This window comes from Psychrobacter sp. 16-MNA-CIBAN-0192 (assembly GCF_040309565.1).
Lineage (GTDB): Bacteria > Pseudomonadota > Gammaproteobacteria > Pseudomonadales > Moraxellaceae > Psychrobacter.
The window spans coordinates 92,545-115,276 of the sequence record NZ_JBEOOX010000005.1; the positions used below are offsets into that span (position 1 = coordinate 92,545).

At 42.1% G+C, this 22,732-nt stretch carries 19 protein-coding genes; 7 read left to right on the forward strand and 12 right to left on the reverse strand.

Annotated elements, in window-relative coordinates:
• The first annotated feature begins 236 nt into the window (after positions 1–236).
• From AAEY78_RS06035 to AAEY78_RS06055, 5 genes are all read left to right on the forward strand, one after another.
• A complete protein-coding gene (locus AAEY78_RS06035; protein WP_352338154.1) occupies positions 237–935 on the forward strand; it encodes an NAD-dependent epimerase/dehydratase family protein in 699 nt (232 codons plus the stop codon).
• Between the two features lie 99 nt (positions 936–1,034).
• Entirely contained in the window at positions 1,035–1,568 is a 534-nt protein-coding gene (gene rraA / locus AAEY78_RS06040) for a ribonuclease E activity regulator RraA (RefSeq protein ID WP_352338156.1), read from the forward strand.
• A 271-nt stretch (positions 1,569–1,839) separates the two neighbouring features.
• A complete protein-coding gene (gene mfd / locus AAEY78_RS06045; RefSeq protein WP_352338158.1) occupies positions 1,840–5,490 on the forward strand; it encodes a transcription-repair coupling factor in 3,651 nt (1,216 codons plus the stop codon).
• A gap of 154 nt (positions 5,491–5,644) precedes the next feature.
• Positions 5,645–6,076: an HIT domain-containing protein gene (locus tag AAEY78_RS06050; RefSeq protein WP_352338159.1), complete on the forward strand. Its 432-nt coding sequence runs from the start codon at positions 5,645–5,647 to the stop codon at positions 6,074–6,076.
• Positions 6,077–6,324: 248 nt separating this feature from the next.
• Positions 6,325–7,713 carry an adenylate/guanylate cyclase domain-containing protein gene (locus tag AAEY78_RS06055; RefSeq protein WP_352338161.1) on the forward strand — a complete coding sequence of 463 codons (1,389 nt, stop codon included), beginning with the start codon at positions 6,325–6,327 and terminating at the stop codon, positions 7,711–7,713.
• A 93-nt stretch (positions 7,714–7,806) separates the two neighbouring features.
• Here the strand turns inward: AAEY78_RS06055 and fdx are convergent, their stop codons facing one another.
• The 8 genes from fdx to AAEY78_RS06095 form a co-directional block, all read right to left on the reverse strand.
• Positions 7,807–8,145: an ISC system 2Fe-2S type ferredoxin gene (fdx, locus tag AAEY78_RS06060; protein ID WP_352338163.1), complete on the reverse strand. Its 339-nt coding sequence runs from the start codon at positions 8,143–8,145 to the stop codon at positions 7,807–7,809.
• A gap of 101 nt (positions 8,146–8,246) precedes the next feature.
• Positions 8,247–10,118, reverse strand: coding sequence for a Fe-S protein assembly chaperone HscA (gene hscA / locus AAEY78_RS06065; RefSeq protein ID WP_352338165.1), 1,872 nt, complete (start codon positions 10,116–10,118; stop codon positions 8,247–8,249).
• Between the two features lie 112 nt (positions 10,119–10,230).
• Positions 10,231–10,827: a Fe-S protein assembly co-chaperone HscB gene (hscB, locus tag AAEY78_RS06070; protein WP_352338166.1), complete on the reverse strand. Its 597-nt coding sequence runs from the start codon at positions 10,825–10,827 to the stop codon at positions 10,231–10,233.
• Positions 10,828–10,983: 156 nt separating this feature from the next.
• Complete coding sequence (iscA, locus tag AAEY78_RS06075; RefSeq protein ID WP_352338168.1) at positions 10,984–11,304, reverse strand: iron-sulfur cluster assembly protein IscA; 321 nt, start codon at positions 11,302–11,304, stop codon at positions 10,984–10,986.
• Between the two features lie 230 nt (positions 11,305–11,534).
• A complete protein-coding gene (iscU, locus tag AAEY78_RS06080) occupies positions 11,535–11,921 on the reverse strand; it encodes a Fe-S cluster assembly scaffold IscU (RefSeq protein WP_182405488.1) in 387 nt (128 codons plus the stop codon).
• A 162-nt stretch (positions 11,922–12,083) separates the two neighbouring features.
• Positions 12,084–13,310 carry an IscS subfamily cysteine desulfurase gene (locus tag AAEY78_RS06085; RefSeq protein ID WP_352338170.1) on the reverse strand — a complete coding sequence of 409 codons (1,227 nt, stop codon included), beginning with the start codon at positions 13,308–13,310 and terminating at the stop codon, positions 12,084–12,086.
• Positions 13,307–13,804 carry an Rrf2 family transcriptional regulator gene (locus AAEY78_RS06090; RefSeq protein ID WP_352338172.1) on the reverse strand — a complete coding sequence of 166 codons (498 nt, stop codon included), beginning with the start codon at positions 13,802–13,804 and terminating at the stop codon, positions 13,307–13,309. The genes AAEY78_RS06085 and AAEY78_RS06090 overlap by 4 nt, the downstream gene beginning before the upstream one ends.
• 309 nt (positions 13,805–14,113) lie before the next feature.
• Complete coding sequence (locus tag AAEY78_RS06095) at positions 14,114–14,758, reverse strand: hypothetical protein (RefSeq protein ID WP_352338174.1); 645 nt, start codon at positions 14,756–14,758, stop codon at positions 14,114–14,116.
• A gap of 528 nt (positions 14,759–15,286) precedes the next feature.
• On the opposite strand from AAEY78_RS06095, the gene AAEY78_RS06100 reads away from it, so the two are divergent.
• Positions 15,287–15,559, forward strand: coding sequence for an HU family DNA-binding protein (locus AAEY78_RS06100; protein ID WP_182405496.1), 273 nt, complete (start codon positions 15,287–15,289; stop codon positions 15,557–15,559).
• Positions 15,560–15,974: 415 nt separating this feature from the next.
• Positions 15,975–17,849: a SurA N-terminal domain-containing protein gene (locus AAEY78_RS06105; RefSeq protein WP_352338176.1), complete on the forward strand. Its 1,875-nt coding sequence runs from the start codon at positions 15,975–15,977 to the stop codon at positions 17,847–17,849.
• Between the two features lie 114 nt (positions 17,850–17,963).
• On the opposite strand, the gene purH is transcribed toward AAEY78_RS06105, so the two are convergent.
• The 4 genes from purH to prmA form a co-directional block, all read right to left on the reverse strand.
• Complete coding sequence (gene purH / locus AAEY78_RS06110; RefSeq protein ID WP_352338178.1) at positions 17,964–19,544, reverse strand: bifunctional phosphoribosylaminoimidazolecarboxamide formyltransferase/IMP cyclohydrolase; 1,581 nt, start codon at positions 19,542–19,544, stop codon at positions 17,964–17,966.
• 272 nt (positions 19,545–19,816) lie between these two features.
• Positions 19,817–20,089: a helix-turn-helix domain-containing protein gene (locus AAEY78_RS06115; protein WP_352338409.1), complete on the reverse strand. Its 273-nt coding sequence runs from the start codon at positions 20,087–20,089 to the stop codon at positions 19,817–19,819.
• Between the two features lie 192 nt (positions 20,090–20,281).
• On the reverse strand, positions 20,282–21,550 hold the full coding sequence (locus AAEY78_RS06120; RefSeq protein ID WP_352338180.1) for a DUF3426 domain-containing protein: 1,269 nt from the start codon (positions 21,548–21,550) through the stop codon (positions 20,282–20,284).
• Positions 21,551–21,712: 162 nt separating this feature from the next.
• Positions 21,713–22,639, reverse strand: coding sequence for a 50S ribosomal protein L11 methyltransferase (prmA, locus tag AAEY78_RS06125; protein ID WP_352338182.1), 927 nt, complete (start codon positions 22,637–22,639; stop codon positions 21,713–21,715).
• Between the last annotated feature and the right edge of the window lie 93 nt (positions 22,640–22,732).

Sequence of the window (22,732 nt, forward strand, 5' to 3'; positions counted from 1 at the left end):
AAAGCCGGATATCTTAGCAAATTATTGCGCTTAGGACAATATATTTGATGAGCAATGGCTAAAGAAGTGTGGAGTTTGTGATAACAATAGGCAAACTGATAAGATATCTTACAATATATTATGAATAATCAGCGCTGTTATAGCGTACCTTTATAGTATATTCAAAAGTTAAGTCAGGCATAATCGTTATATAACGTATTCACAAGCTATTCTATAAATAAAAAAATGGGTAAGATATGCAGCGAAAAGCAATTGTTATCGGCGCAACAGGGTTGGTTGGGCAACACCTGATTAAGCAGCTCAGTGAGCTTTATGAGACTCTAATTGTGATTGCTCGGCGTCCACCTCGCTATATCAACGCCAGTATGCGCTTTTATCAGACAAATGATTTTGATAATCTACCAGAGATATTTGCTAGCGTAGGCGCTGATCGGACCACTGATGCTTTTAGTTGTTTGGGTACCACGAAAAAGCAGGCCGGAAGTGATGAAGCGTTTCGCAAGGTTGACTATGGCTATAATGTGACTTTTGCCAAATTATGCCGTGATAAAGGCGTTGAAAACTTCTTTTTACTGTCCTCTATGAATGCCAAAATCGACAGCCGTTTTTTGTATAATCGGGTGAAAGCAGAGACCGAACAGGCAATTGAAGCCCTTAATTTCGCTCAATTATTAGTTTTTCGCCCGTCATTATTGTTGGGTAAACACAAGGGTCGACCCCTTGAGAGTATCAGTCAAAGAGCATTTCAGCTGATTTCACCTTTAGTATCTGAGTCGTTGCCCCTGCATCCGATTTCTGCCCAGCGTGTTGCCGTTGCTATGGCAATGATGGCTCAAGACAGCTATGAGCGCCGTAAATATCATACTGCACCGGTGCTTGAGCGTTTAACTATTATTGAAAATAAGCAGATGCTTGCGATGACGCGAGCAAAATAGTAAGCTAGCTGACGATAAAAAAGGGTGCTAGCCATCCATAATTATTCATCATCTACCAACTTATTAACTACTAAATAAATACCAACAAGGAATGTGATCATGTCAGAAGCGACCACGATGGATAAAGAAAACTTTGTAACCTGCGATTTACTCGATGCCAATCCTGAATCTCAAGTTTGCTTGCCCAATATTGAAGGCAAATCCTTTTATAGCTTTGGTGGTAAAGATAAATTCTGCGGTGAGATCGTCACGGTCAAATGCTTTGAAGACAATAGTCGCGTCAAAGAGCTATTAAATAGTGACGGTAAAGATAAAGATGGCAACGGCAAAGTATTGGTCGTTGATGGTGGTGGTTCGATGCGCTGCGCTCTGTTAGGCGATATGATAGCTGAATCAGCGATTGCTAATGGCTGGGCAGGGGTCGTGATATATGGCTGCGTCCGTGATGTTGATGATATGGCTCAAATGGATTTAGGCGTTATGGCACTTGGCTGTATCCCGCGCAAATCCAATCGACGCGATGAAGGTCAAACCAATCTTGAAATTAGCTTTGGTGACTTGACTTTAAATTCCGGTATGTTTATTTATGCGGATAATAACGGTATGATTGCTAGCGATAAACCATTGATTTAATTTTTTATTAACCCTTATCAATAACTTTATAAGAATAAGTATGTTTATCAAATATGCTTATAAAGCAAGCCTCAGTAAATATACTGGGGTTTGGCTGTAACTATCATTTATTACGCTATTGTCTAACCATATTCTTTTAATAATATCTAAAAAATTGCGGTCATATTATGATCACTATGCCTGATGACAAACCGTTACGGCATAAATTTTGGTCAATCCTGAAATTCTTCGTATAATAACATTCTGTCCCTCAACTTCGATCCTATATGCCATGCCTATTTCTGCTTTAACTGACGCCTTTGCCCCGATTAATCAGCAGTTATTCCCCATTCCGCATACGCAGCGGCGCTGGCTGGCACCTGCTCATGGTGCAGCTGGGAGCTTATGGCTGGCAAGCTTACTACAAACCCCATTGTGGGAGGTTTCAAGCCGTCTAAAGGTAGTTGTAACGCGCGATCAAAACCAGCTCAATCAAATAGAAACGGAGTTGGCATTTTGCGGTGTGGATGCTTATGTGTTTCCAGATTGGGAAACTTTAACCTATGATGAGTTGTCGCCGCATCAGGATATTGTCAGCGAGCGTATTAATCTGTTAACTGATATGCCGACCTTCGGCGTGCTGCTGATTTCAATACAGGCGTTGATGCACCGCGTTGCGCCGCCCAGTTGGTTGATAGGTCAGCACTTTGATTTGAGCGTTGGCGATCGTTTTGATATCAATACCCAGCGTGAATTGTTGGCAAAGGCAGGTTATCGCGCGGTAGATAATGTGTTTGAGCCGGGCGAGTTTGCGGTACGTGGTAGCATTATTGATATCTTTGCGATGGGTCAGCCGTTTCCATTACGGCTGGATTTATTCGATGATGAGATTGAAACCATTCGCTTTTTTCATCCGCAAACGCAGCGTACGCTCACCGAAGAGGATTTAAAAAATCTGGTTGCAGGCAATGATAAAAGTATGGGGCAAGAGTCCTTGTCGCTACTGCACAAGCTTCCAGATATCTCAAAGTCGATTGAGCAGTTTCAAATTTTGCCAGCAAAGGAATTTCCTTTAGAAGACGGTAAAGAAACATTTCGGACGAACTTCGCCGCGATGTTTCCTAATACCAGTAGCCGTAAGTTTGAGCTGTATAAAGATGTGATGGCAGGGATTGCGGCAAGTGGGCTTGAATATTATCAGCCGCTGTTCTTTGATATGAACGATTGGACGCAAGAAAGCAGTCTGTTTGCGTATTTACCCAGTGATGCACTATTTATCACCGATGAATCTATCGCTGAGAAACAAGCAGAGTATTGGTCACAAATTCAGCGCCGTTATGAAGAACGCCGCCATGATATGGATAAACCCATTGTTGCCCCTGAGCTATTATATTTGCTCTCTAACACCTTAAATGAGCACCTAAATCAATATCCCCGTGTGATATTGAGCGAGCGTGACGAATTGGTGGTTGCAAGCAGTCAGCAACAAGGGCTGGTAACCTTGCGTGCTCAAGTACCGCCGCAGCTATTTGTTAATCATCAACAAGCCGAACCGTTAACCGCCTTATTGGATTTCCTACAATTACAAGCAGAAACGGCAACGCCAGTATTAATTGTCGCTGAAACTGCGGGTCGCCGTGAGATTTTAATTGAGCTGTTTAAAGGTAAAATCGACCTTACCACTTATAGTAATTTTAAAGCATTTTTAGCAGCCGATAAGATAACGGGCATTGCAAACGGTCGACCGCATGTTGGGCTTACTGTTGCTCCCATCGAGCGTGGCGTCTATGTCCCTGAACGTTTGGTGCTGATTAGTGAAACACAGCTATTCGGACGCCAAGTGCTACAAACGCGCCGCCGTCGTCAAAGTGGGGTCTCAGAAGAGTTCTTGGTCAAAAGCGTCACTGAGATAACCGAAGGCAGTCCTGTCGTTCATATTGAGCATGGTATCGGTCGCTATAGCGGTCTCATTATCTTGGATGTGGGCGATGGTGAGCAAGAATTTATTCTTCTAAAATATGCTGATGATGCCAGTATTTATGTGCCAGTGGCGCATTTGCAAGTGATTAGCCGCTATAGCGGTGGCGATCCGGCGCTTGCCCCTTTGCATAAAATCGGTAGTGGAAAATGGGACAAAGCCAAACAAAAAGCACTGGAGCAGATTCATGATGTCGCGGCTGAATTGCTCAATATACAAGCTAGGCGTGAAGCTAAGGTCGGTATCCATTTTACAATTGATAGCTCGCAATATGAGTTATTTGCCAGTCAGTTTGCATTTGAAGAAACGCCCGATCAAGCCAATGCCATTTATGCGGTTATGCATGATATGAAGCAAAATCAGCCGATGGATCGCTTGATTTGTGGTGACGTGGGCTTTGGTAAAACGGAAGTGGCAATGCGTGCTGCCTTTATTGCCGTGAGTGCCGGCTATCAAGTGGCGGTATTGGTGCCAACCACTTTGCTGGCAGGGCAGCATGAAGACAACTTTTTAGATCGCTTTGCTGATTGGCCTGTACGTATTGAGTCCTTATCAAGGTTTGGTGGTAAAAAACATCAAGAGATGGTGCTAGCGGATTTGGCAGCGGGTAAAGTTGATATCGTTATTGGCACTCATAAATTACTGCAACCTGATGTTAAATTTGCCAATTTAGGCTTAATGATCGTCGATGAAGAGCACCGTTTTGGTGTCCGTCATAAAGAGCGTATCAAAGCCATTCAGACCAATGTTGATAGTATGTCGATGACGGCAACGCCAATACCGCGTACCCTGAATATGGCGCTATCTGGTATGCGTGATATGTCGATTATCGCCACACCGCCGGCTCGACGACTGCCTATCAAAACCTTTGTCATGCAAAAAACCGATGCCTTAATGAAAGAGGCGATATTGCGTGAGCTATTGCGTGGTGGGCAGGTTTATCTATTGCATAACGATGTGGCGAGCATTGAACGTATGGCAGAGACTATACGTGAGTTGGTGCCAGAGGCGCGCGTTGGCGTGGCACATGGGCAAATGCAAGAGCGGCAACTTGAACAAATTATGCAGCAGTATTATCATAAAAAATTTAATGTGCTTATTTGCTCGACCATTATCGAAACCGGTATCGATGTGCCCAATGCCAATACCATTATCATTGAGCGCGCCGATAAATTTGGCTTAGCGCAACTGCATCAGCTGCGCGGGCGAGTAGGTCGCAGTCATCATCAAGCCTATTGCTACTTGCTGGTGCCCTCGATTAAAGGGCTTAAAGGTGATGCTAAGCGTCGCCTACATGCCATTGAGCGTGCCAATACATTGGGCGCAGGCTTTATGCTGGCAAGTGAAGACTTAGAGATTCGCGGTGCTGGTGAATTACTGGGTAAGCAGCAAAGTGGTAATATGCAAGCGATTGGTTTTAGTCTGTATATGGATATGCTGGAACGCGCTACTAAAGCGATTAAGGCTGGCAAAGAGCCTGATTTAAATACGCCATTATCGCTTACTAGTGAGATTAATTTACACGCCTCAGCGCTTATTCCTGAAGAATATGTGCACGATGTGCATCAGCGTTTATTATTTTACAAACGTATTGGCAATGCCGATGATAAAGAGTCTCTGATTGATATTCGTACTGAGATGATTGACCGCTTCGGTATCTTGCCAGATCAAACTAAGCAGCTCTTTGCCGTTCATGGTTTACGTCTGCAAGCTGAACCGTTGAAAATTAATAAAATTGATGCCAGTAGCAGTAGTATGACGCTAGAATTTGCTCCTGATACGCCCGTTGATGCGCTCGCTATTATTAAGTTAATACAGTCAGACAGTCAGCGCTACCGGATGAATGGCGCATCTGGTATTCGCTATAGCGATGCGGACAAGCTTGAGACTGCGCAACAGCGTGTTAAGACAGTAGAAGAGCTGCTACATTATTTTAGTAAGCACATGGTGGCAGAGACTGTTTAAGCCATGATAAGCCTTATACGATAGTTAACCTGAAGCTAAATAATGATGGCGCTATTTTATCCTATCGATACCTGATAAAATGGCGCTAACTTCTACTTTTTGTTCGCTTATTCTTTAATTTTATTGCTACTTTATAACAAGAGAAACCGTCATTATGTTCCAATTGCATCCTAAGCTTGCTGCTGATAGTTTTTTGGTGGGCGATTTTCCACTGTCAACGTGTCGCCTGATTAATGACTGCCAGTTTCCTTGGTTAATTTTAGTGCCACGTGTTTCTGGTATCAAAGAGTTATATGAGCTGTCAGAGTCGGACCAGGTACAGTTTTTGCGCGAATCGAGCTGGTTGTCTAGTCAATTGGCAAAAACGTTTCAGGCAGAAAAAATGAATGTCGCCGCGCTTGGTAATCAAGTTCCGCAGCTGCATTTTCATCATATTGTCCGCTATCAGAACGATATGCAATGGCCAAATCCGGTGTGGGGCATACCAGCGGTGCCTTATACGCAGCAAGTTTTGGCACAAATGCAACAAACACTAATGATGGCACTGCGCGGACATCATCAAATGCCATTTGATTGGCAAATGTGAAATATAAGTTAAAAAACTACTATCATATCGACTTTACTATATTTGCAACGGATTAACCTGCGCACTACTATCATCCATAGTAGTGCCATTATTTTATCTTTTCTAAAATAATAATGACTGTCATTAAGCAAAATACATAGTAAATGCTTTGTGTAATGAACTTTTAACGTATTGCTCTCAGTCTATAAAAAATTATTAACTATAGCCTTCTTTTTATCTACCTTATCTGATCTACGCGGACGCCTCGCATGCTTTTATTAAATAAATTGACGGCATTCTATAAAGTAAAAGAGGTCGGTAACAGTCGCTTTCCCTATCCCGAAACTTTTGTCTTAATCTTAACCGTATTCTTAATCGCTGTTGACTTTAATTTTAGCGCTGTTTCTATCGCTTTGATGATCGTTATTGGTTTGCCAAGTCTTATCATTTTAGCCAGTAATTATTATCAGTTGCCTAGCTTTTGGGCATCTAATGGCGTTATTGTATTGTTAGCGATGGTTATTGGGGCGCTACAGTTTTGTAGTACGGTTTCTTTAAGCCTAGTATTGTTAATTGCAACACGGATAATTGTTAGTCGTCCTGAACATCGGATTAGACTTATGATGGTTGCCGTGATTACTAGCATCATGTTTTATTACGTTAGCATCACTTTAAAGGGTGTTGAGGTACATTGTAATCAAGGGTTTCTACCGCCTGTTTTACTACTCATGAGTATCATAACGGTGTTATGGCAGTTTTGGCATACTCATCATCGTTACCTAAACCAAGATGACGCGGTGCAGCAAGCAACCGGACGGATCAATACTATGGTCTCCGTTATTAATAAGTTAACTCGATTTATTCCACTCCAAATTTGGCAACCTATCGTAAAGACCAATGCCCCTGTTCTTGTCTCTAATAAGCGGGCAAAGCTCACGATTATGTTCTCAGATATCGTTGGATTTACGGAGTTATCTGATAGCTTAAGTGCGGATAATCTTGCCGATATTTTAAACACTTATATGCATACCATGACCTTGATTGCCGATAAACATGGAGCAGTGTTAGATAAATTCATAGGTGATGGTATGGTTTGTTTTTTTGGCGAACCTAACAGTCGTGGTACGCGCCAAGATGCGATTGATTGCGTGGCAATGGCGATTGATATGCGCCGAGAAATGCGCTCGTTACGGCAAACATGGCGTTTAATGGGGTTTGAGGGCTTGTATGTGCGTATCGGTATCACAACGGGATACTGTCATGTGGGTAATTTTGGCAGTAACAGCCGCATGAGCTACACTTTAATTGGTAAAGAGGCAAACCTTGCCGCACGGCTTGAATCAGCAGCCGGAAAAGGCGAGATATTAATCAGTCAAAGTACTTATGATTATATCTGTCATGAGTATGAGTGTGCGTATTCAGGCGCATTTTCCCTAAAAGGTTTTGACAATAAGATTCAAGCGTGGCAAGTACTTGACCCAGATGATAATAAAGAACAACTGTCTAAGTGGGTCGATCATAAGCTGCCTGGTTTTAATCTCCATTTGAATTTTAAAGATATAAAAAACTATGATTATAAAGACATTAAAAATCATTTGAATTTCGCACTTGAACGTCTTGATAAAGAGCAAAAGATTAATTTTACTAAAGATGAGTAGTTTAGCTGTTTCATAGTAATTTATGTCATAAAATTGGCGCAAAAAAGCCTGTTAACATAACAGGCTTTTTATTCTCAGAATAAAGAGAAAGTATTAATGATTTTCTTTGGCATGATTAAGCGTATATTTAGGGATTTCGATTACCAAATCATCATTCTCAATAATAACTTGGCAAGACAGACGCGAATCTGGTTCCAGTCCCCAAGCGCGATCCAATAAATCGGCTTCAATATCGTCCATTTCTTCTAGACCGTTAAAACCTTTACGTACCACAATATGACAAGTGGTGCAGGCTTTCGACATCTCGCAAGCATGTTCGATTTTGATGCCTTTTTCTAATAGGGCTTTACATAAGTTGCTACCAGCTGCTAGTTCAACTTCAGCACCTTCTGGGCAAATCTCAAAATGGGGTAGTACTGTAATTTTTGGCATGGTTAAAGGGTCCATTGCTAATCAATACAAAAAAATAAAAAGAGAAACATCATTAATATTGTCGTTCAAGCCCAATATTAATAAAAAATATTCAGAGCAGCTTACCAATCTTGGGCACTGGTTCCTGCCATACTGGTTTTCACGCTTTGATTCATAATTCTAGCGGCAAACGCATTACTATACGGTTTGAGCTGAGCTTTTTGGCTGTCAATAATACTTAAGTCGTCAGCCGTTAAAGAGGTTTGCAAAGCTTGCATTGCTTCCTTCAAGGCAAGCTGTTCTTCAGCCGTCAACAGGGTAGCAAAGTCAGTAAGGGCAGAATGCAAAGCAAGCAGTTCACGTTCGGCTTCAACTTTGGTTTCAATCAACGAGCGGGTATTTTTGTCTTCCTCAGCATGCTGGAAGCCTGCAATCAGCAGCTGCTCTTTTTGCTCATCCGATAAACCATAAGCGGGTTTAATCTTAATTTCGCTCTCAGTACCGGTTGTGGTTTCTTGTGCGCTCACGGTCAATTGACCATTGGCATCAAGACTAAAAGTGACTTCAATTCGTGCAAATCCGGCTTTCATGGACGGAATACCATAAAGCTCAAAACGTCCAAGCGAGCGACAGTTATCGACGGTTTCGCGCTCGCCTTGAACCACATGAATCACCATGCCCGTTTGACCATCTTGATAGGTGGTAAAAACTTGGCGCTTCTTAACAGGAATGGGCGTATTACGTGCAATGAGCACTTCAACTAAGCCGCCCATGGTTTCAAGCCCAAGGGAGAGTGGAGTGACATCAAGTAATAATAAATCGCTATTACCATTAACCAACTGGTGTGCCGCTTGAGCCGCACCTAGAGCGACCACTTCATCAGGATTTAGACGACATAAAGGCGGTTTTGCAAAAAAGTCTGTGACCACTTGTTGAATGGCGGGCATACGTGTCGAGCCACCAACCAAAATAATCTCATCCAAGTCTTGCGCGCTTAATTTAGCATCGCGTAATACTTGCTCACACACGCTAATGGTGCGGCGGCTGACAGGCTCTGTAATGGCTTGTAAGTCTTCACGGCTTAACTGCCCTTGGAAAGACTGACCATTAATAGTAAGATTAATGTCCACTTGGGCTGAATCGGTTAATACCTGCTTATAGCTTTTGGCTTGTTGCGCTAATATCGATTTATCATGCAAGCTGACATCGTCTGGGGCAATACCCAATTGTTTAATCAACCAATTGGTTAATAAACGGTCAATATCATCACCACCAAGCGCGCTATTACCGCCGGTAGCCAGTACTTCAAACACGCCATCGGTTAGCTTTAAGATGGACACATCAAACGTACCGCCGCCCAAATCATAAATTAAATAATAGCTCTGCTGCTCATTGATATGCTTTTTATCCAAACCATATGCCACAGCTGCGGCAGTCGGCTCATTAAGCAAACGTAACACATTAATGCCAGCCGCTTTAGCGGCATCCTTGGTTGCCTGACGTTGCGCTTCATCAAAGTATGCAGGCACTGTAATCACTGCACCCTCAATACTATCTTCAGGCAAAGCACCCAGCGCGCGCTGCTTAAGGGCGGCTAAAATACGGGCGGAAACCTCTACCGGCGACACTTCACCTTGATTAGTAACAAACGCAGGCATCGCATCGGCAGCACCGCTTAACTCATAAGGGTGCGAGAACTTAATATCCGCTTGACTGCGACCCATAAAACGCTTGGCAGAGACAATGGTATTTTTTGGATCGTCGCTAAGATGTGCGAGCGCCTGCTGTCCAATGATAGGCGCACCTGTCGTTGGGTAATAGACCACCGAAGGCAATAAGGTATCTGAATCAGCATCTGCCGCTAAGACTTGCGATTTTCCTGAACGCACGACCGCGACCAGCGAGCGCGTCGTACCCAGATCGATACCAATACCAAAACGATGTTGATGAGGCTGGGCACTTTGATTGGGTTCAGCAATTTGCAATAGAGACATAAGACAACTCAAAGTTAAAATGAATAAAAAATAGATGACAATAAAAACAGGACTGGCTATAAAATTTTAGCCTAAGCAATAAAAAGACATAATAGTCATTAAAAAAGCACTATTAAACATACAAATCATCATCGTCAAGATGTGCAGCACTGGCAATATCGTCGAGACCTATTGTGATGTCGGCATTCAGCTTCACTAAAAATTTTAGCTTTTGGGTAGCATCAATAGCCACTTGCCAAGTATTGCTATCATAAGCCATTGCAAAACGATTACATTGTGATTGTAAGCGTTCAGTAACTTGTGGATGCAGTTGCTGCAATGCTGCACTATCTTTAGCTTGTATCGCATCATCTAAGTCAATGCGCATCTCCATAGCATCTTCTAAGAAGTCCAAATCAGCAATAGAATGCTCCAAGTTTTGCCCTTGTTCTGCCATATCGAGCAGGTAAGCGGCGCGACTATCAGGCGCACTCAGCGTTTGATAGGCTTGATTAATCAATGCCGACGCTTGTTCAGCATGTAGCTGGGTTTGCTTGATTTGTTGCGCGTCACTCTCAGTGTTCTGTTGTGACATATTATCAGGATGGTATTGCTTTTGCAGAAGGCGCAGACGATGATCAAGCTGTTCTTGAACCAATTCAAATTGCACAGGTTGTTCGAATAAGGCAAAGAAGTTATCAAATTGCGCTTCTTGAGTAATATTCGTCATGTCTTACGCCTTACATTACATTTGGATGTTTATCTAATGGTAACTAAGAAAGATATAATTGTTAAATAAATATTGGAATTATCCACCATTAAACTATTATAAAGCTATTTACGATATACGCCGAAAGACCTTGTATATAATGCCTTTTTCATACCTTTAGACAGTAAACGATTCACCGCAACCACATTCACCCTTTTGATTAGGGTTAGAAAACTTAAAACCTTCGTTTAAGCCTTCTTTTTCATAATCCATTAATAGCCCATCTAAGTACACTAAGCTTTTAGGATCAATAAAAATACTGACATTATGACTGTCAAAACGCGTGTCATTGTCATCTGGTATATCTACAAATTCTAAGACGTAGGCGAGACCTGAACAACCCGCTGTACGAATACCCACTCTAATTCCTGCACCCTTTCCGCGATTGTCCAAAAAATCTCGGACATGCTGAGCGGCGCGTTCTGTCATTTCAATCATGCCAACTCCTATTGCCGGCTGCTAATATAATGTTGGTGTATTCATTTTAACATTACCTTAGCGCTGCCTAAAGTATTTAATACCGCTTACTACTGGGAAACTTTATAAAATAAAAGGCGACAATCACATCAAGGTTATTGTCACCTTATAGAGCTATTAGGCTTTACTACTGCCAAAATAAGAGACAGTCACAATCAAAGCGTGTTCGCACTACGCATTTAAGTTATTACTTAAACGGCGCTGTGTTTGCCTTTGTAATCGCTAATTGCTGCTTTAATAGCATCTTCTGCTAGTACTGAACAATGTACTTTTACAGGTGGTAATGCCAATTCTTCAGCAATATGACTGTTTTTAATTTCGCCAGCTTGGTCTAAGCTTTTACCTTTTAGCCACTCAGTTACAAGTGAGCTTGAGGCGATAGCTGAACCGCAGCCGTATGTTTTAAAACGTGCATCTTCAATGATACCATTGTCATCAACTTGAATTTGCAAACGCATCACATCGCCACAGGCTGGGGCACCGACCATACCAGTACCAACGTTTTTGGCATTTTTATCAAGATTGCCAACGTTACGTGGGTTTTCGTAATGATCAATAACTTGGTCACTATAGGCCATGAGTTTTCTCCTAGTTAGATGATGAGTACGTATTACTTATCACTGTACTCATCGATAATTGGGGTCAAACACTTAATTTATAATTGTCTGATGTCTAAGTTAATACTGATATGCTGCTTAATAAATATAATTCAAAGGCTTAAGTCAAAAACTTAAATATTCTTAATGTTCTGCCCATTCTACTGAATCTAAATCAACGCCTTCTTGATACATATCCCAAAGAGGAGATAGGGCGCGTAATTTATCAACGGCTTGATGCATCTGCGTAATAACAGTATCGATATCTTCTTCAGTGGTGTAACGACCAAAGCTAAAGCGAATAGAGCTATGCGCTAATTCATCAGGGCGACCGATAGCACGTAGCACATAAGAGGGCTCAAGAGTAGCTGAGGTACAAGCTGAACCTGAAGATACCGCCAAGTCTTTAAGCGACATCATAAGTGATTCGCCTTCAACAAAGTTAAAGCTAATATTAACGATGTTTGGAACGCTGTGTTCTAGGTCACCGTTTAAATAAATTTCTTCGATATCTTGTAAACCATCCCACAGTTTTTGGCGTAATTTTGCTGCGTGGGCATTGTCTTCTTCGTAGCTGTCATTAGCTAATTTAAATGCTGCGCCCAAACCAACGATTTGATGCGTAGGTAATGTTCCTGAACGCATACCGCGCTCATGTCCACCGCCATGTTGCTCAGCTTTTAGACGTACACGTGGTTTACGGCTTACAAATAAAGCGCCGATGCCTTTAGGACCGTAGGCTTTATGACCTGAAAAGCTCATTAGATCAATTTTAGTAGTTGCTAGGTCAATTTTTACTTTGCCAACTGATTGCGCGCCATCCACATGGAAAATCACGCCCGCTGCACGAGTAATCTCACCAATAGCAGCAACGTCGGTCAATGTGCCAAGCTCGTTATTCACCATCATAAGTGACACAAGAATAGTATCGTCACGTAAAGCGGCTTTAACTTGTTCAGGTAAAATCAGACCTGTGCTTGGTTGTGGCTCAAGATAAGTAATCTCAAAACCTTCTTGCTCAAGCTCACGGCAGGTATCCAATACGGCTTTATGCTCAATCTTACTGGTAATAATATGCTTACCGCGTGATTGGTAAAAATGCGCTGCACCTTTAATCGCTAAGTTATCAGATTCTGTAGCACCCGAAGTGAAAACAATCTCGCGAGGATCAGCGTTGATAACATCAGCAACTTGACCGCGCGCGGTTTCAACCGCTTCTTCAGCTTGCCAACCATAACCGTGTGAACGTGATGCTGGGTTACCAAAGATGCCATCTATTGTCAGATATTCGCTCATTTTAGCAGCGACCGACTTGGCAACTGGCGTAGTGGCGGCATAATCTAGATAGATAAGTTTGTTATGTTGGCTCATGCTGGGTTTGCCTCGCTGGTCGATAAGGTAATAGTAGTAATGTCTTTTAACGCCGAAAGATGCTGTCGTTCGGAGATGGATTGAACATTTTCCATATTTAATAATTGTGCTAATGTAATATTTTTCAAGTACTGCTCAATATGATTTGACAGTGCACACCACAAATCATGGGTCAGACACATGGTACCGCCTTGGCAGTCGCCGCGCCCTTCGCATTGCATGGCATCAACCGATTCATCGACGGCTGAAATAATGCTCATTACATCAATCTCATCCAAAGGCTTGGCTAAACGATAACCACCGGCTGCACCACGAATACTGGTAACAAGACCACGTTTGCGTAGTTTTGAGAATAACTGTTCTAAATAAGAGATGGAGATAGACTGACGTTTGGCGATATCGGATAATGATACAGCACTGTCGTGTTGGCTGGTTTGTAGAGCCAAATCTAATAATGCGGTAACCGCATATCTGCCTCTAGTCGTTAAGCGCATAAAATATCTCCAAACTGACCAGTGATGTATCAAATATTATCGAAATCTAAAAGCGCGCTAAGCATAATAATATTAAATCTGCTTAGTCTATAACACGCAGTGTGCGCTGCAATATCTTCATTATACTCAATCCTGACTAATTTAGTCAAGATTGAAATGGGATTAAATAATTTAGCGGCTATAACGCTATGATTGGCAAAAGTCATCATAGCGTTATAGCCGCTAAAGTTTGGATTTTTATCTGTTTATTTAGCTGTATTTATTTGGATTCGTAAAGTGCATGGGCTTATTAATGAAATTATTACAAGCTTATCTAATCCATAGAGTAATTATCAAACCTATAGCCACAATAATTGCAACAATAGCGGTAATCATCCATGTTTTTTGTTTGCTTTGCAGCTCTTTTACTGTGGTTTCAAGCTCACGGTTTTTAATGGTTAATGTATTAATTTGCGTTTGCTGTTCGCTGATACGGCGCTTGTAATCTTCTTTTTTTGTCGCTAATTCTGCTTCACTAGGCTTTGATTTACCGCTGCCACCTTTGAGTTTTTTAAGCAGACCTTGGATTAAGCTGCCAAAACCCATTTGCATAATAAACTGCTTGACCAATTGAACTTGCACAGAGTCGCCGCGCATCTGTAGTTTATCTGTGGTTTCAATATCATGGCTGGTTAGGGCGCTAAGCACTTGGATGCTATAGGCATTGATAATCACATCAGGTTCGGTACGACCTACGGGCAAATTGGCATCTAATAAGACGCCTTTATAGCTAAACGTGGCGTAGACTTCGACATGCGGTAAATACATGCGCACACAGACCACTGTGCCTTGCTTAGCAAGCGGATAAGCTGCCTTGCGCAGCTCAGGGTCTAAGCGTAGCAGCAGCGTCAGAGCCGATTCAATGAACACTAAGATAATATTGAGCAGAGAATGAGACAACGTAGAACGCTTCATGTAAATAATCCATTGTTATTAGATAAGTATAGTTATTAGAGAAATAAAATTAAAAGATTGCCGTAAAAAAATTGTAGAAATAAGCATAACGAGAAATATAGGGTGGTCTCACATTTTTTTTATTACATTTTAAGATAACTATCATAGAGCATAATTAATATGTTTCCATCATAAAAACTATTCACTATGGGTGTCAGTTAGCAAATTGTTGCGCTATTGCAGTGGTTAGTTATCCATACTCAACAATTTCCTTTGCTCAGCGTAAATAATCGTAAAAATACTCTAGTAATGGGGTAAATCGCAAATTACAGGGGTTTTGCGTAATATTAAGTGTCAAATACGTAGCGCTGAGCGCCAAAAAGTGTAAAATCGCTTGCGCTCGTTATGCTGCCTTGATATAAAGGCGTTAATAACGTGCAACCCATGAATACGTGAGTCGAAAGTTGTTTTTATTGCTTAAATAATATGAGAGCGATACAATGCCTGACACTAGCGTTTATTTTAGACCTTAAACTTGAAGGAATTTTTATGAATAAGTCAGAATTAATTGATAGCATCGCAGAAAAAAGTGGCCTAAACAAAACTCAAGCTGGTGATTCTCTAAATGCAGTGATGGAAAGCATCGGCGAAGCGTTAGAAGCTGGCGAGAGCATCTCATTAGTTGGTTTTGGTACTTTCAGCGTGAAAGATCGTAAAGCTCGTACTGGTCGTAACCCTAAGACTGGTGAAGAGCTATCTATCCCAGCAAGCAAAGTACCAAGCTTTAAAGCCGGTAAAAACTTAAAAGAGCGCTTGAACTAAGCCGATTATATAGACTAACAGTTTATTGAATTGCTTTATGACTAGTAGCATAAGCGGTAGCTATAGATAGACGATAGCTACTGATAATAAGTTTTATACTTCATAAAGCAGTGATAAAAAAGCACCTTATTATGGGTGCTTTTTTGTTATATAAAATTTATAGGCTAGATGACGTGAATATTTTGAGTCTCGACACAAATTCACGTATCATAGGGCGCGTAGAACTAGCGCGCATGATTGCTTTGCTTCCATTTATTGCTTTTAGCAAAGTTTAATTACTTTTCACTAAGTCTATAAGTAATAACAGTCATTACAAAACCAGTTCTATTATTCTAACGTCCCTCACTTTCCATTGCCTGCGCTGTTAGTGTTGCAATGGTTCTTAATCAATATAGGTTAATAAGCAGAAATAATTATGGATAAAATGCGCGATTTTTTAAAAAGCTGGCCTGGTCGCCTTTTATTGATTCTATGCCTATCGCCGCTTGCTTTATTAGGTATTGAAAGCTACTTTCAAAGCGGTGTTGATCCCAATCAAATTGCGCAAGTCGGTGAGGCAAGTGTGGGATTGTCAGAGTATCAAACCGCAGTTAATAGTCGTCGCTCAGAGATTTTGGAGCAAGTTAAAGATGCCAGTTTGTTAAATGAAGATGTGCTTCATGAACAAGTGCTCAAAGGTCTGATTGATAGAACTTTACTTGAGCAACAAGCAGGCAAGCTTGGCATGACGGTATCCGATGACACGATTAATCGTCTGCTGCGCCAAGAAGACATCTTTAAAGATGAAAGTGGTGAGTTCTCTAATGACCAGTTTTCAAACTTCTTGCGTCAGCGCGGCATGACAAAAGATCAGTTATTCGCAGAATTTCGCAATCAGTTGAGTCTCGATCAGCTTAATGCCAGTATTGTAGGCACGGCAATTTATCCAATGAAAGCGGTGAATCAGCTTATTGATTTACAATTAGAAGCGCGTCAAATTTGGCTGCATCGTTTTAACTGGCAAGACTATCAGCAACAAGTTAAGGTGACGAAAGCGGATATCCAAGCGTATTACGATGCCAATAAAGCTCGCTTAAAAAGTAAAGCAATGGTTGATTTGGCTTATATTGAGCTGACGCCTGCCGCCATTAAAGTAAATAGCGTGACGAATGAAGAGTTGCAGCAACAGTATGATGCCTTTAAACAAGGACTTGCTGTTGTTGATGAGCGTAAAATCAGCCAGATTTTATTGACTGGTAACAATGCCAAAGCGCAAGCAGATAAAATAAAAGCCCGCTTAAATAAAGGGGAATCGTTTGCGGCTATTGCCAAAGCTGAGTCTGATGACCCGTCAGGTGCCAGTGGCGGTGCGATTGGTAGCTTTAACCCGTCTGTGTTTGGTAAAGACGCCGTTGCTGTTGAGAAAGCATTAAACGGTTTGAGTGTTGGTGGCATTACCGCACCGATTAAAACCAGCTTTGGCTATCAGATATTTACGGTAACAGAAGATAATGGCAGTAAAGCGCCAAGCTTAGAGAGTATGCGCGCTGAGCTGACGGCAAAAGCTAAAGAATACAAGCGTCAATCATTGTATGCGGATAAAGTAACCGCGATTAATGACTTGGCAGCAGATGGCTTTAGTATTAATGATATCGCTCAACAAGAAAATGTAACGCTAAAACGTATTAAAGGGTATCGTAAAGAAAATAACACATCGGTACTGGCGCAGCCCGCAGTCATTAAACAAGCCTTTGATGAGTTTACGATTCAAGACCAAGCAGTTACCGCAGGTATTAAAGTAGGGGACGGCATGGCATGGGTACAGCCTAGTAATTATCGCCCAACAACAACCCTGAGCTTAGCTGCCGCAACACCAAAAATCACTCAAACCTTACGTCAACAAAAAGCCAGCGCCTTGGCATTAAAAGACGCTAAGCAGTTGGCGGCTGGTATTAAAACCGTTGCAGATATCAATGCGCAGTCGGTTAAGTTTCAAGCGTTGGGCGAAGTGAATCGTCAAACACCATTGCTAACTGAAAAAGAGCGTGGCTTGGCATTTAGCAAGCAAGCGCCTGCTAATGGCGTAATGGCAGTAGCCAGTGAGACAGAAATGGGTGCGACGGTTGTGGTTGGTGGTCCTATCAAAACTCAAAACCAATCTCAATTATCGGCGGTAGAAAAAGCGCAAACGGCAGCGATTATCCGTGATAACTTAGGACAAGACCAGCTGCAAGATTACCTAGATTATCTGCGCTTGGTGTATAAAGTTGAGATTAATGAAGCCAATATGGCAGATGCAAAAGGGCGTTAATATTTAAAAGTTGTTAACCATAAAAAAGCCACTGTTATTATGACAGTGGCTTTTTTATTATTCTATAGGTTTACCAATGGTGAGATTTAGTCTTTAACAGGACGAAACCTTAGCCTAATGACGGAAATGGCGCATACCGGTAAATACCATAGCAATACCATGCTCGTTAGCAGCAGCAATGGTTTCATCATCACGCATTGAACCACCTGGCTGGATAATAGCGGAGATACCTACAGCTGCCGCATTATCAATACCATCACGGAAAGGGAAGAAGGCATCTGATGCCATAACTGCCCCTTCGGTAACCAAGCCCGCATGCTCCGCTTTAATCGCAGCAATACGTGCTGAATTGACTCGGCTCATTTGTCCTGCACCAACGCCAATGGTGCGCTGATTTTTAGCATAAACGATGGCATTAGATTTAACGTATTTCGCCACATTCCAGCTAAAGAGAAGGTCAGCAATTTGGGCTTCTGTTGGCTGCACATCGGTCACGATTTTTAACGCAGATGCACCAATAATTGCTAAGTCTTGTTCTTGAACTAACAAACCGCCATTTACACGTTTGTAGTCAAGTTGAGTCAAGCGCTCAGCCGGTAATGGCAGCTCACCGCACACTAAAACGCGTACATTTTTCTTACCAGCAGTAGCTTCTAAAACGCCGTCTTCTAAGCTTGGGGCAATAATGACTTCTACGAATTGGCTATCAATAATGGCTTTTGCTGCCGCAACTGTTAGCTGACGGTTAAAAGCAATAATGCCACCAAATGAAGACTCAGGATCGGTACTAAAGGCGGTACGGTACGCGGCTACTTGATCGTTATCAATAGCGACGCCGCATGGGTTAGCATGCTTAACAATGACACAGGCAGACGCGGTAAAAGCTTTTACGCATTCAAGCGCGGCATCAGTATCAGCGATATTGTTATAAGACAGCGCTTTGCCTTGGAGCTGTTTGGCAGTAGCAATAGACGCTTGTGGATTTTGAGCCGTATGACTGTCGACATAAAACGCCGCTTTTTGATGCGGGTTTTCACCGTAGCGTAGGTCTTCTGCTTTAACAAGATGTAAATTTAGCGTGCGCAAGAATTCTTCTGGTTGCTGCGTCTCATTCACACGGCTACCTAAGAAATTAGCAATCATGCCATCATATTGGGCGGTATGTTCAAAAGCTTTTACTGCCAAGTCATAACGCAGGGCAGTGCTTAGAGTAGTGCTATCACCAAGCGCATTTAGCACGCGCTCATAATCAGCTGGGTCAGTAATGATACCTACGTGCGCATGATTTTTCGCAGCAGCGCGTACCATCGTTGGACCACCAATATCGATATTTTCAATGGCATCATCCATCGTTACATCACTACGGGCAATCGTTTCAGCGAATGGGTACAAGTTGACCACGACCAAGTCAATACGTTCAATCGCATGCTCGCTCATTACTGCATCATCAATTCCGCGACGACCTAAAATACCGCCATGAATTTTCGGATGTAAAGTTTTGACCCGACCATCCATCATTTCAGGAAATGCGGTATAGTCTGATACTTCAGTGACCGCAACGTCATGTTCTTTAAGCAGACGATAGGTACCGCCAGTAGACAGTAAGCCAAATCCTGCCTTGATTAAGCCTTGAGCGAACTCAACAATTCCGGACTTGTCTGAGACTGAGAGTAGTGCAAGTGGTGTGGTACCCATAAATCAATTCCATAAAATAGCCTGACGTTACCGTCTGGCGAGATAATAATGACAATCAAAACGCATATAAAAATACGTCATTAATTGCCGCCCATCAACTACATCATCAGCACAAAGGCTGATTTAAAAAATCACTATTTAGAATGTTGCTTATCATTATCTAGCACGATAAACGAGTAATATCTTAAAGCATCTAACTCATTTATACAAAAGCCTGTCTCAATTATCCTGAAGATAACTTATAGAGAGTACATAAAAAATGAGATATAAAATTAAGACATAAGATTATATGTTTTAAGTTTTTTACGTAAAGTGCCACGATTTAAGCCCAAAATCTGCGCGCATTTACTCTGATTACCGCGTGTTTGTTCAAGGGTAACAGTTAATAAAGGCAACTCGACTTCTCTTAAAATAAGCTCATATAAATCGGTTGGCATATCATCGCCTAGAGCCAAAAAGTACTCACGTACGACGCGCTCAACATGAACTTTTAACGGTGCATTTAACGATTGTTGTAAGGTGGTGGATGAGTGAGAGCCAGTAATCTCTACTGCTATAGGATCAGAATAATCATCTAGGTAGGATGAGTCGATTGAGTTGTAACTAGCAGGTGAGATGGTGGGGTGTGCCATAAGGCGGTATCCTTACAAATATCAATACGTCTATAACAAGGAGAAAATGGATAGATAATAATGAGTGCCATTATCTTTATTATTTAATGAAAATACTTAACAACATTAATAAAAAGGTTCAATCACCACTCTAGAGATTTTCTTAGCGGTAATCGGAACCGTAAACATAACTGATTTACGTCGCTCAGCTGCCAGTTTGGTTTCACTGCTCAGCAAATAATCCGATGGCTGGGCTATAAATTCTCCAATAATCTTATCCTGAGTATATATACTTACCTTAAGGTTCGGCAGCAGTTGCGTTTGGGTACTCTCATTGAGCAATTGCGCCTGAATATCACTAAATTTTCTCGCGTTTTTAACTTGGCTGGCTTTGACGGTCGGCTTGGTGATGATAAATGCATTGATATCAGCGGGCGGTATCGTGCAAGGAAGGACAGAGCATACCGGTTGCAAGCGACTCGCCAATGCTGGATTTTTAGCCAAGTTATCGATATTAAAAATCATATATTGCGTTAATAACAGAAGGATTAATAATCCACTGCCTACTGTCCATAATACAGTAGAGGTAGCGGGCATAGTAAAATCAGAACCGAATCCTGTCGAAGATTGTTGCATCCGTGCTCGGATTTTACTGACACGGGCTTGTGTGTTCTCTTCTGTGTTGATGGTTGATACGCCCATCTCAGTCAATTGTTTAGCAAGCTCAGTATCCTCATGATCATCAAGAACACTATCAACCGCAACATTTTTTTCACGGAGTAAATCTTCAAGCCATGCATTTTCATTGACAGGATCAGAGGTATTATCAGCCACGCTCGCATGAATATTATTGGCTGCTGTTGAGCTAATCGTCGTGCGGGTAGAGGGCTGGGTATGCTTATATAGAGAGGAGGGCTTGATAGGTGTAGTATGCTGCTGAGCATCAGAGGAAGTGTTGTGTGGCGTGATGTTATTGGTAAGTTTAGTCTGAGTAAAATGATGTAGCGACGCTTTTGGGTCAGTCCTATGCTCATCAATGGCGTGACCGTGACTCTCATTATTAATAAGTTCAACGATAGGGGGTGTTGGGACAAGGTCTGACTTCATGACCCACGCATTCATACCCTCAAGTGAATCATATTCAGCAATAGGGTTCTGGGCAATAGTGTCATCGATTTCCATATCGTCATGAATCAACATATCGCTATCAAAACTCTTATCTGTCCTGATAGCGTCATTATTTGTATCAATATTATTAGCAATAGAGCGCTCTACTATAAATGTCCGTTGACAGTGCGCGCAAAAAACCTTGGCGCCAGAGTCAGGGAGCATCGCCTGTGGCGTATTAATAGGGCTATTACAATGTGGACATTGAAGATTATTGACTGTGGTCATAGGTTGACATCCAAAAATGTAGGACCGTCGTTATACCGCTATGTAATGAAGCTGTCTCTTTACTACCTATTTGCATCTGCTAAGACACGCTATGCATAGGAAATAAAAGGACAGGCGAAAAAGCTGACTATCATCAATCGTAACAGATGTCATAATCGCTTGCTAGTTGATAAATGTGCCTGATAGACGTTGCCAGTGGTGGTCTTCTTGCGCCGTAAAGGCATGCTTAGCATCGAGTGTGAAATAAGGGCTATAAGCATCGCTTACTTGCTCGGTTTGCGACTCAATGAGTCCTGCCAGTACGATACGCCCTTTAGAGGCAATCAAAGTTGCGAAATAAGGCGCCAGACCAATCAGTGGCTTGGCTAAAATATTGGCTACGATAACATCAACAGGTTGAATATTCTGTTCAGTACAATACGTATTAAAATCTTCCGGTAAAAAAGCTTGCAGCTGGTGTGCAACATTATTGCGCTCAGCATTCTGATTGGTTGCTAATACGGCTTGTGGGTCAATATCTACCGCATATACATGACGCGCCCCAAGCAATAAAGCCGCGACGCCCAAAATGCCAGAGCCACAGCCGTAATCAATTACGACTTTGTCCGTAAGATCTTGCTCGGTTAGCCAATCTAAGCAGAGACGCGTCGTGGCATGATAACCCGTACCAAAAGCCAAGCCCGGATCCATGATAATATTAATCGCTTCAGGATTTGGCGGTGTGAGCCAATTTGGTACAATCCATAGATTATTGGCGCATTCAATAGGCTTATAATGCGACATCCATTCGCGTTCCCAATCTTTATCCGCAACGGCAGTCACCCAAGCACGACTGGCATGGACTTGTGCGGCTATATCGTGGCTTAACTGCTCAACGGCTTGCTGACTGCCCATATCGGTACTGGCATCGAACAATCCCGTCAAAATAACCTCGTCCCAAAGTGGTGATTCCCCTGGTAATGGTTCAAATAACGGCTGATCGCCAGCATCATCGAGCGCGATAGAGAGCGCACCTGCCTCTAACAATAATGCTTCTGCCAAATCAACATTTGCTTTTTCACACTGTAAGTGCAGTTGGTGCCATGCCATAATCATAACCTTGGTTTAAAGTAAAAAATAAGTAGAAAATAAGAAGAATTCGTTATTAGCCATCGCTAACATAGAAGGTAACTAAACAGTTGT

Coding starts and splice junctions, on each gene's coding strand:
- AAEY78_RS06035 (WP_352338154.1), top strand. CDS start 237: ATGCAGCGAAAAGCAATTGTTATCGGCGCAACAGGGTTGGTTGGGCAA.
- rraA (WP_352338156.1), top strand. CDS start 1,035: ATGTCAGAAGCGACCACGATGGATAAAGAAAACTTTGTAACCTGCGAT.
- mfd (WP_352338158.1), top strand. CDS start 1,840: ATGCCTATTTCTGCTTTAACTGACGCCTTTGCCCCGATTAATCAGCAG.
- AAEY78_RS06050 (WP_352338159.1), top strand. CDS start 5,645: ATGTTCCAATTGCATCCTAAGCTTGCTGCTGATAGTTTTTTGGTGGGC.
- AAEY78_RS06055 (WP_352338161.1), top strand. CDS start 6,325: ATGCTTTTATTAAATAAATTGACGGCATTCTATAAAGTAAAAGAGGTC.
- fdx (WP_352338163.1), bottom strand. CDS start 8,145: ATGCCAAAAATTACAGTACTACCCCATTTTGAGATTTGCCCAGAAGGT.
- hscA (WP_352338165.1), bottom strand. CDS start 10,118: ATGTCTCTATTGCAAATTGCTGAACCCAATCAAAGTGCCCAGCCTCAT.
- hscB (WP_352338166.1), bottom strand. CDS start 10,827: ATGACGAATATTACTCAAGAAGCGCAATTTGATAACTTCTTTGCCTTA.
- iscA (WP_352338168.1), bottom strand. CDS start 11,304: ATGATTGAAATGACAGAACGCGCCGCTCAGCATGTCCGAGATTTTTTG.
- iscU (WP_182405488.1), bottom strand. CDS start 11,921: ATGGCCTATAGTGACCAAGTTATTGATCATTACGAAAACCCACGTAAC.
- AAEY78_RS06085 (WP_352338170.1), bottom strand. CDS start 13,310: ATGAGCCAACATAACAAACTTATCTATCTAGATTATGCCGCCACTACG.
- AAEY78_RS06090 (WP_352338172.1), bottom strand. CDS start 13,804: ATGCGCTTAACGACTAGAGGCAGATATGCGGTTACCGCATTATTAGAT.
- AAEY78_RS06095 (WP_352338174.1), bottom strand. CDS start 14,758: ATGAAGCGTTCTACGTTGTCTCATTCTCTGCTCAATATTATCTTAGTG.
- AAEY78_RS06100 (WP_182405496.1), top strand. CDS start 15,287: ATGAATAAGTCAGAATTAATTGATAGCATCGCAGAAAAAAGTGGCCTA.
- AAEY78_RS06105 (WP_352338176.1), top strand. CDS start 15,975: ATGGATAAAATGCGCGATTTTTTAAAAAGCTGGCCTGGTCGCCTTTTA.
- purH (WP_352338178.1), bottom strand. CDS start 19,544: ATGGGTACCACACCACTTGCACTACTCTCAGTCTCAGACAAGTCCGGA.
- AAEY78_RS06120 (WP_352338180.1), bottom strand. CDS start 21,550: ATGACCACAGTCAATAATCTTCAATGTCCACATTGTAATAGCCCTATT.
- prmA (WP_352338182.1), bottom strand. CDS start 22,639: ATGGCATGGCACCAACTGCACTTACAGTGTGAAAAAGCAAATGTTGAT.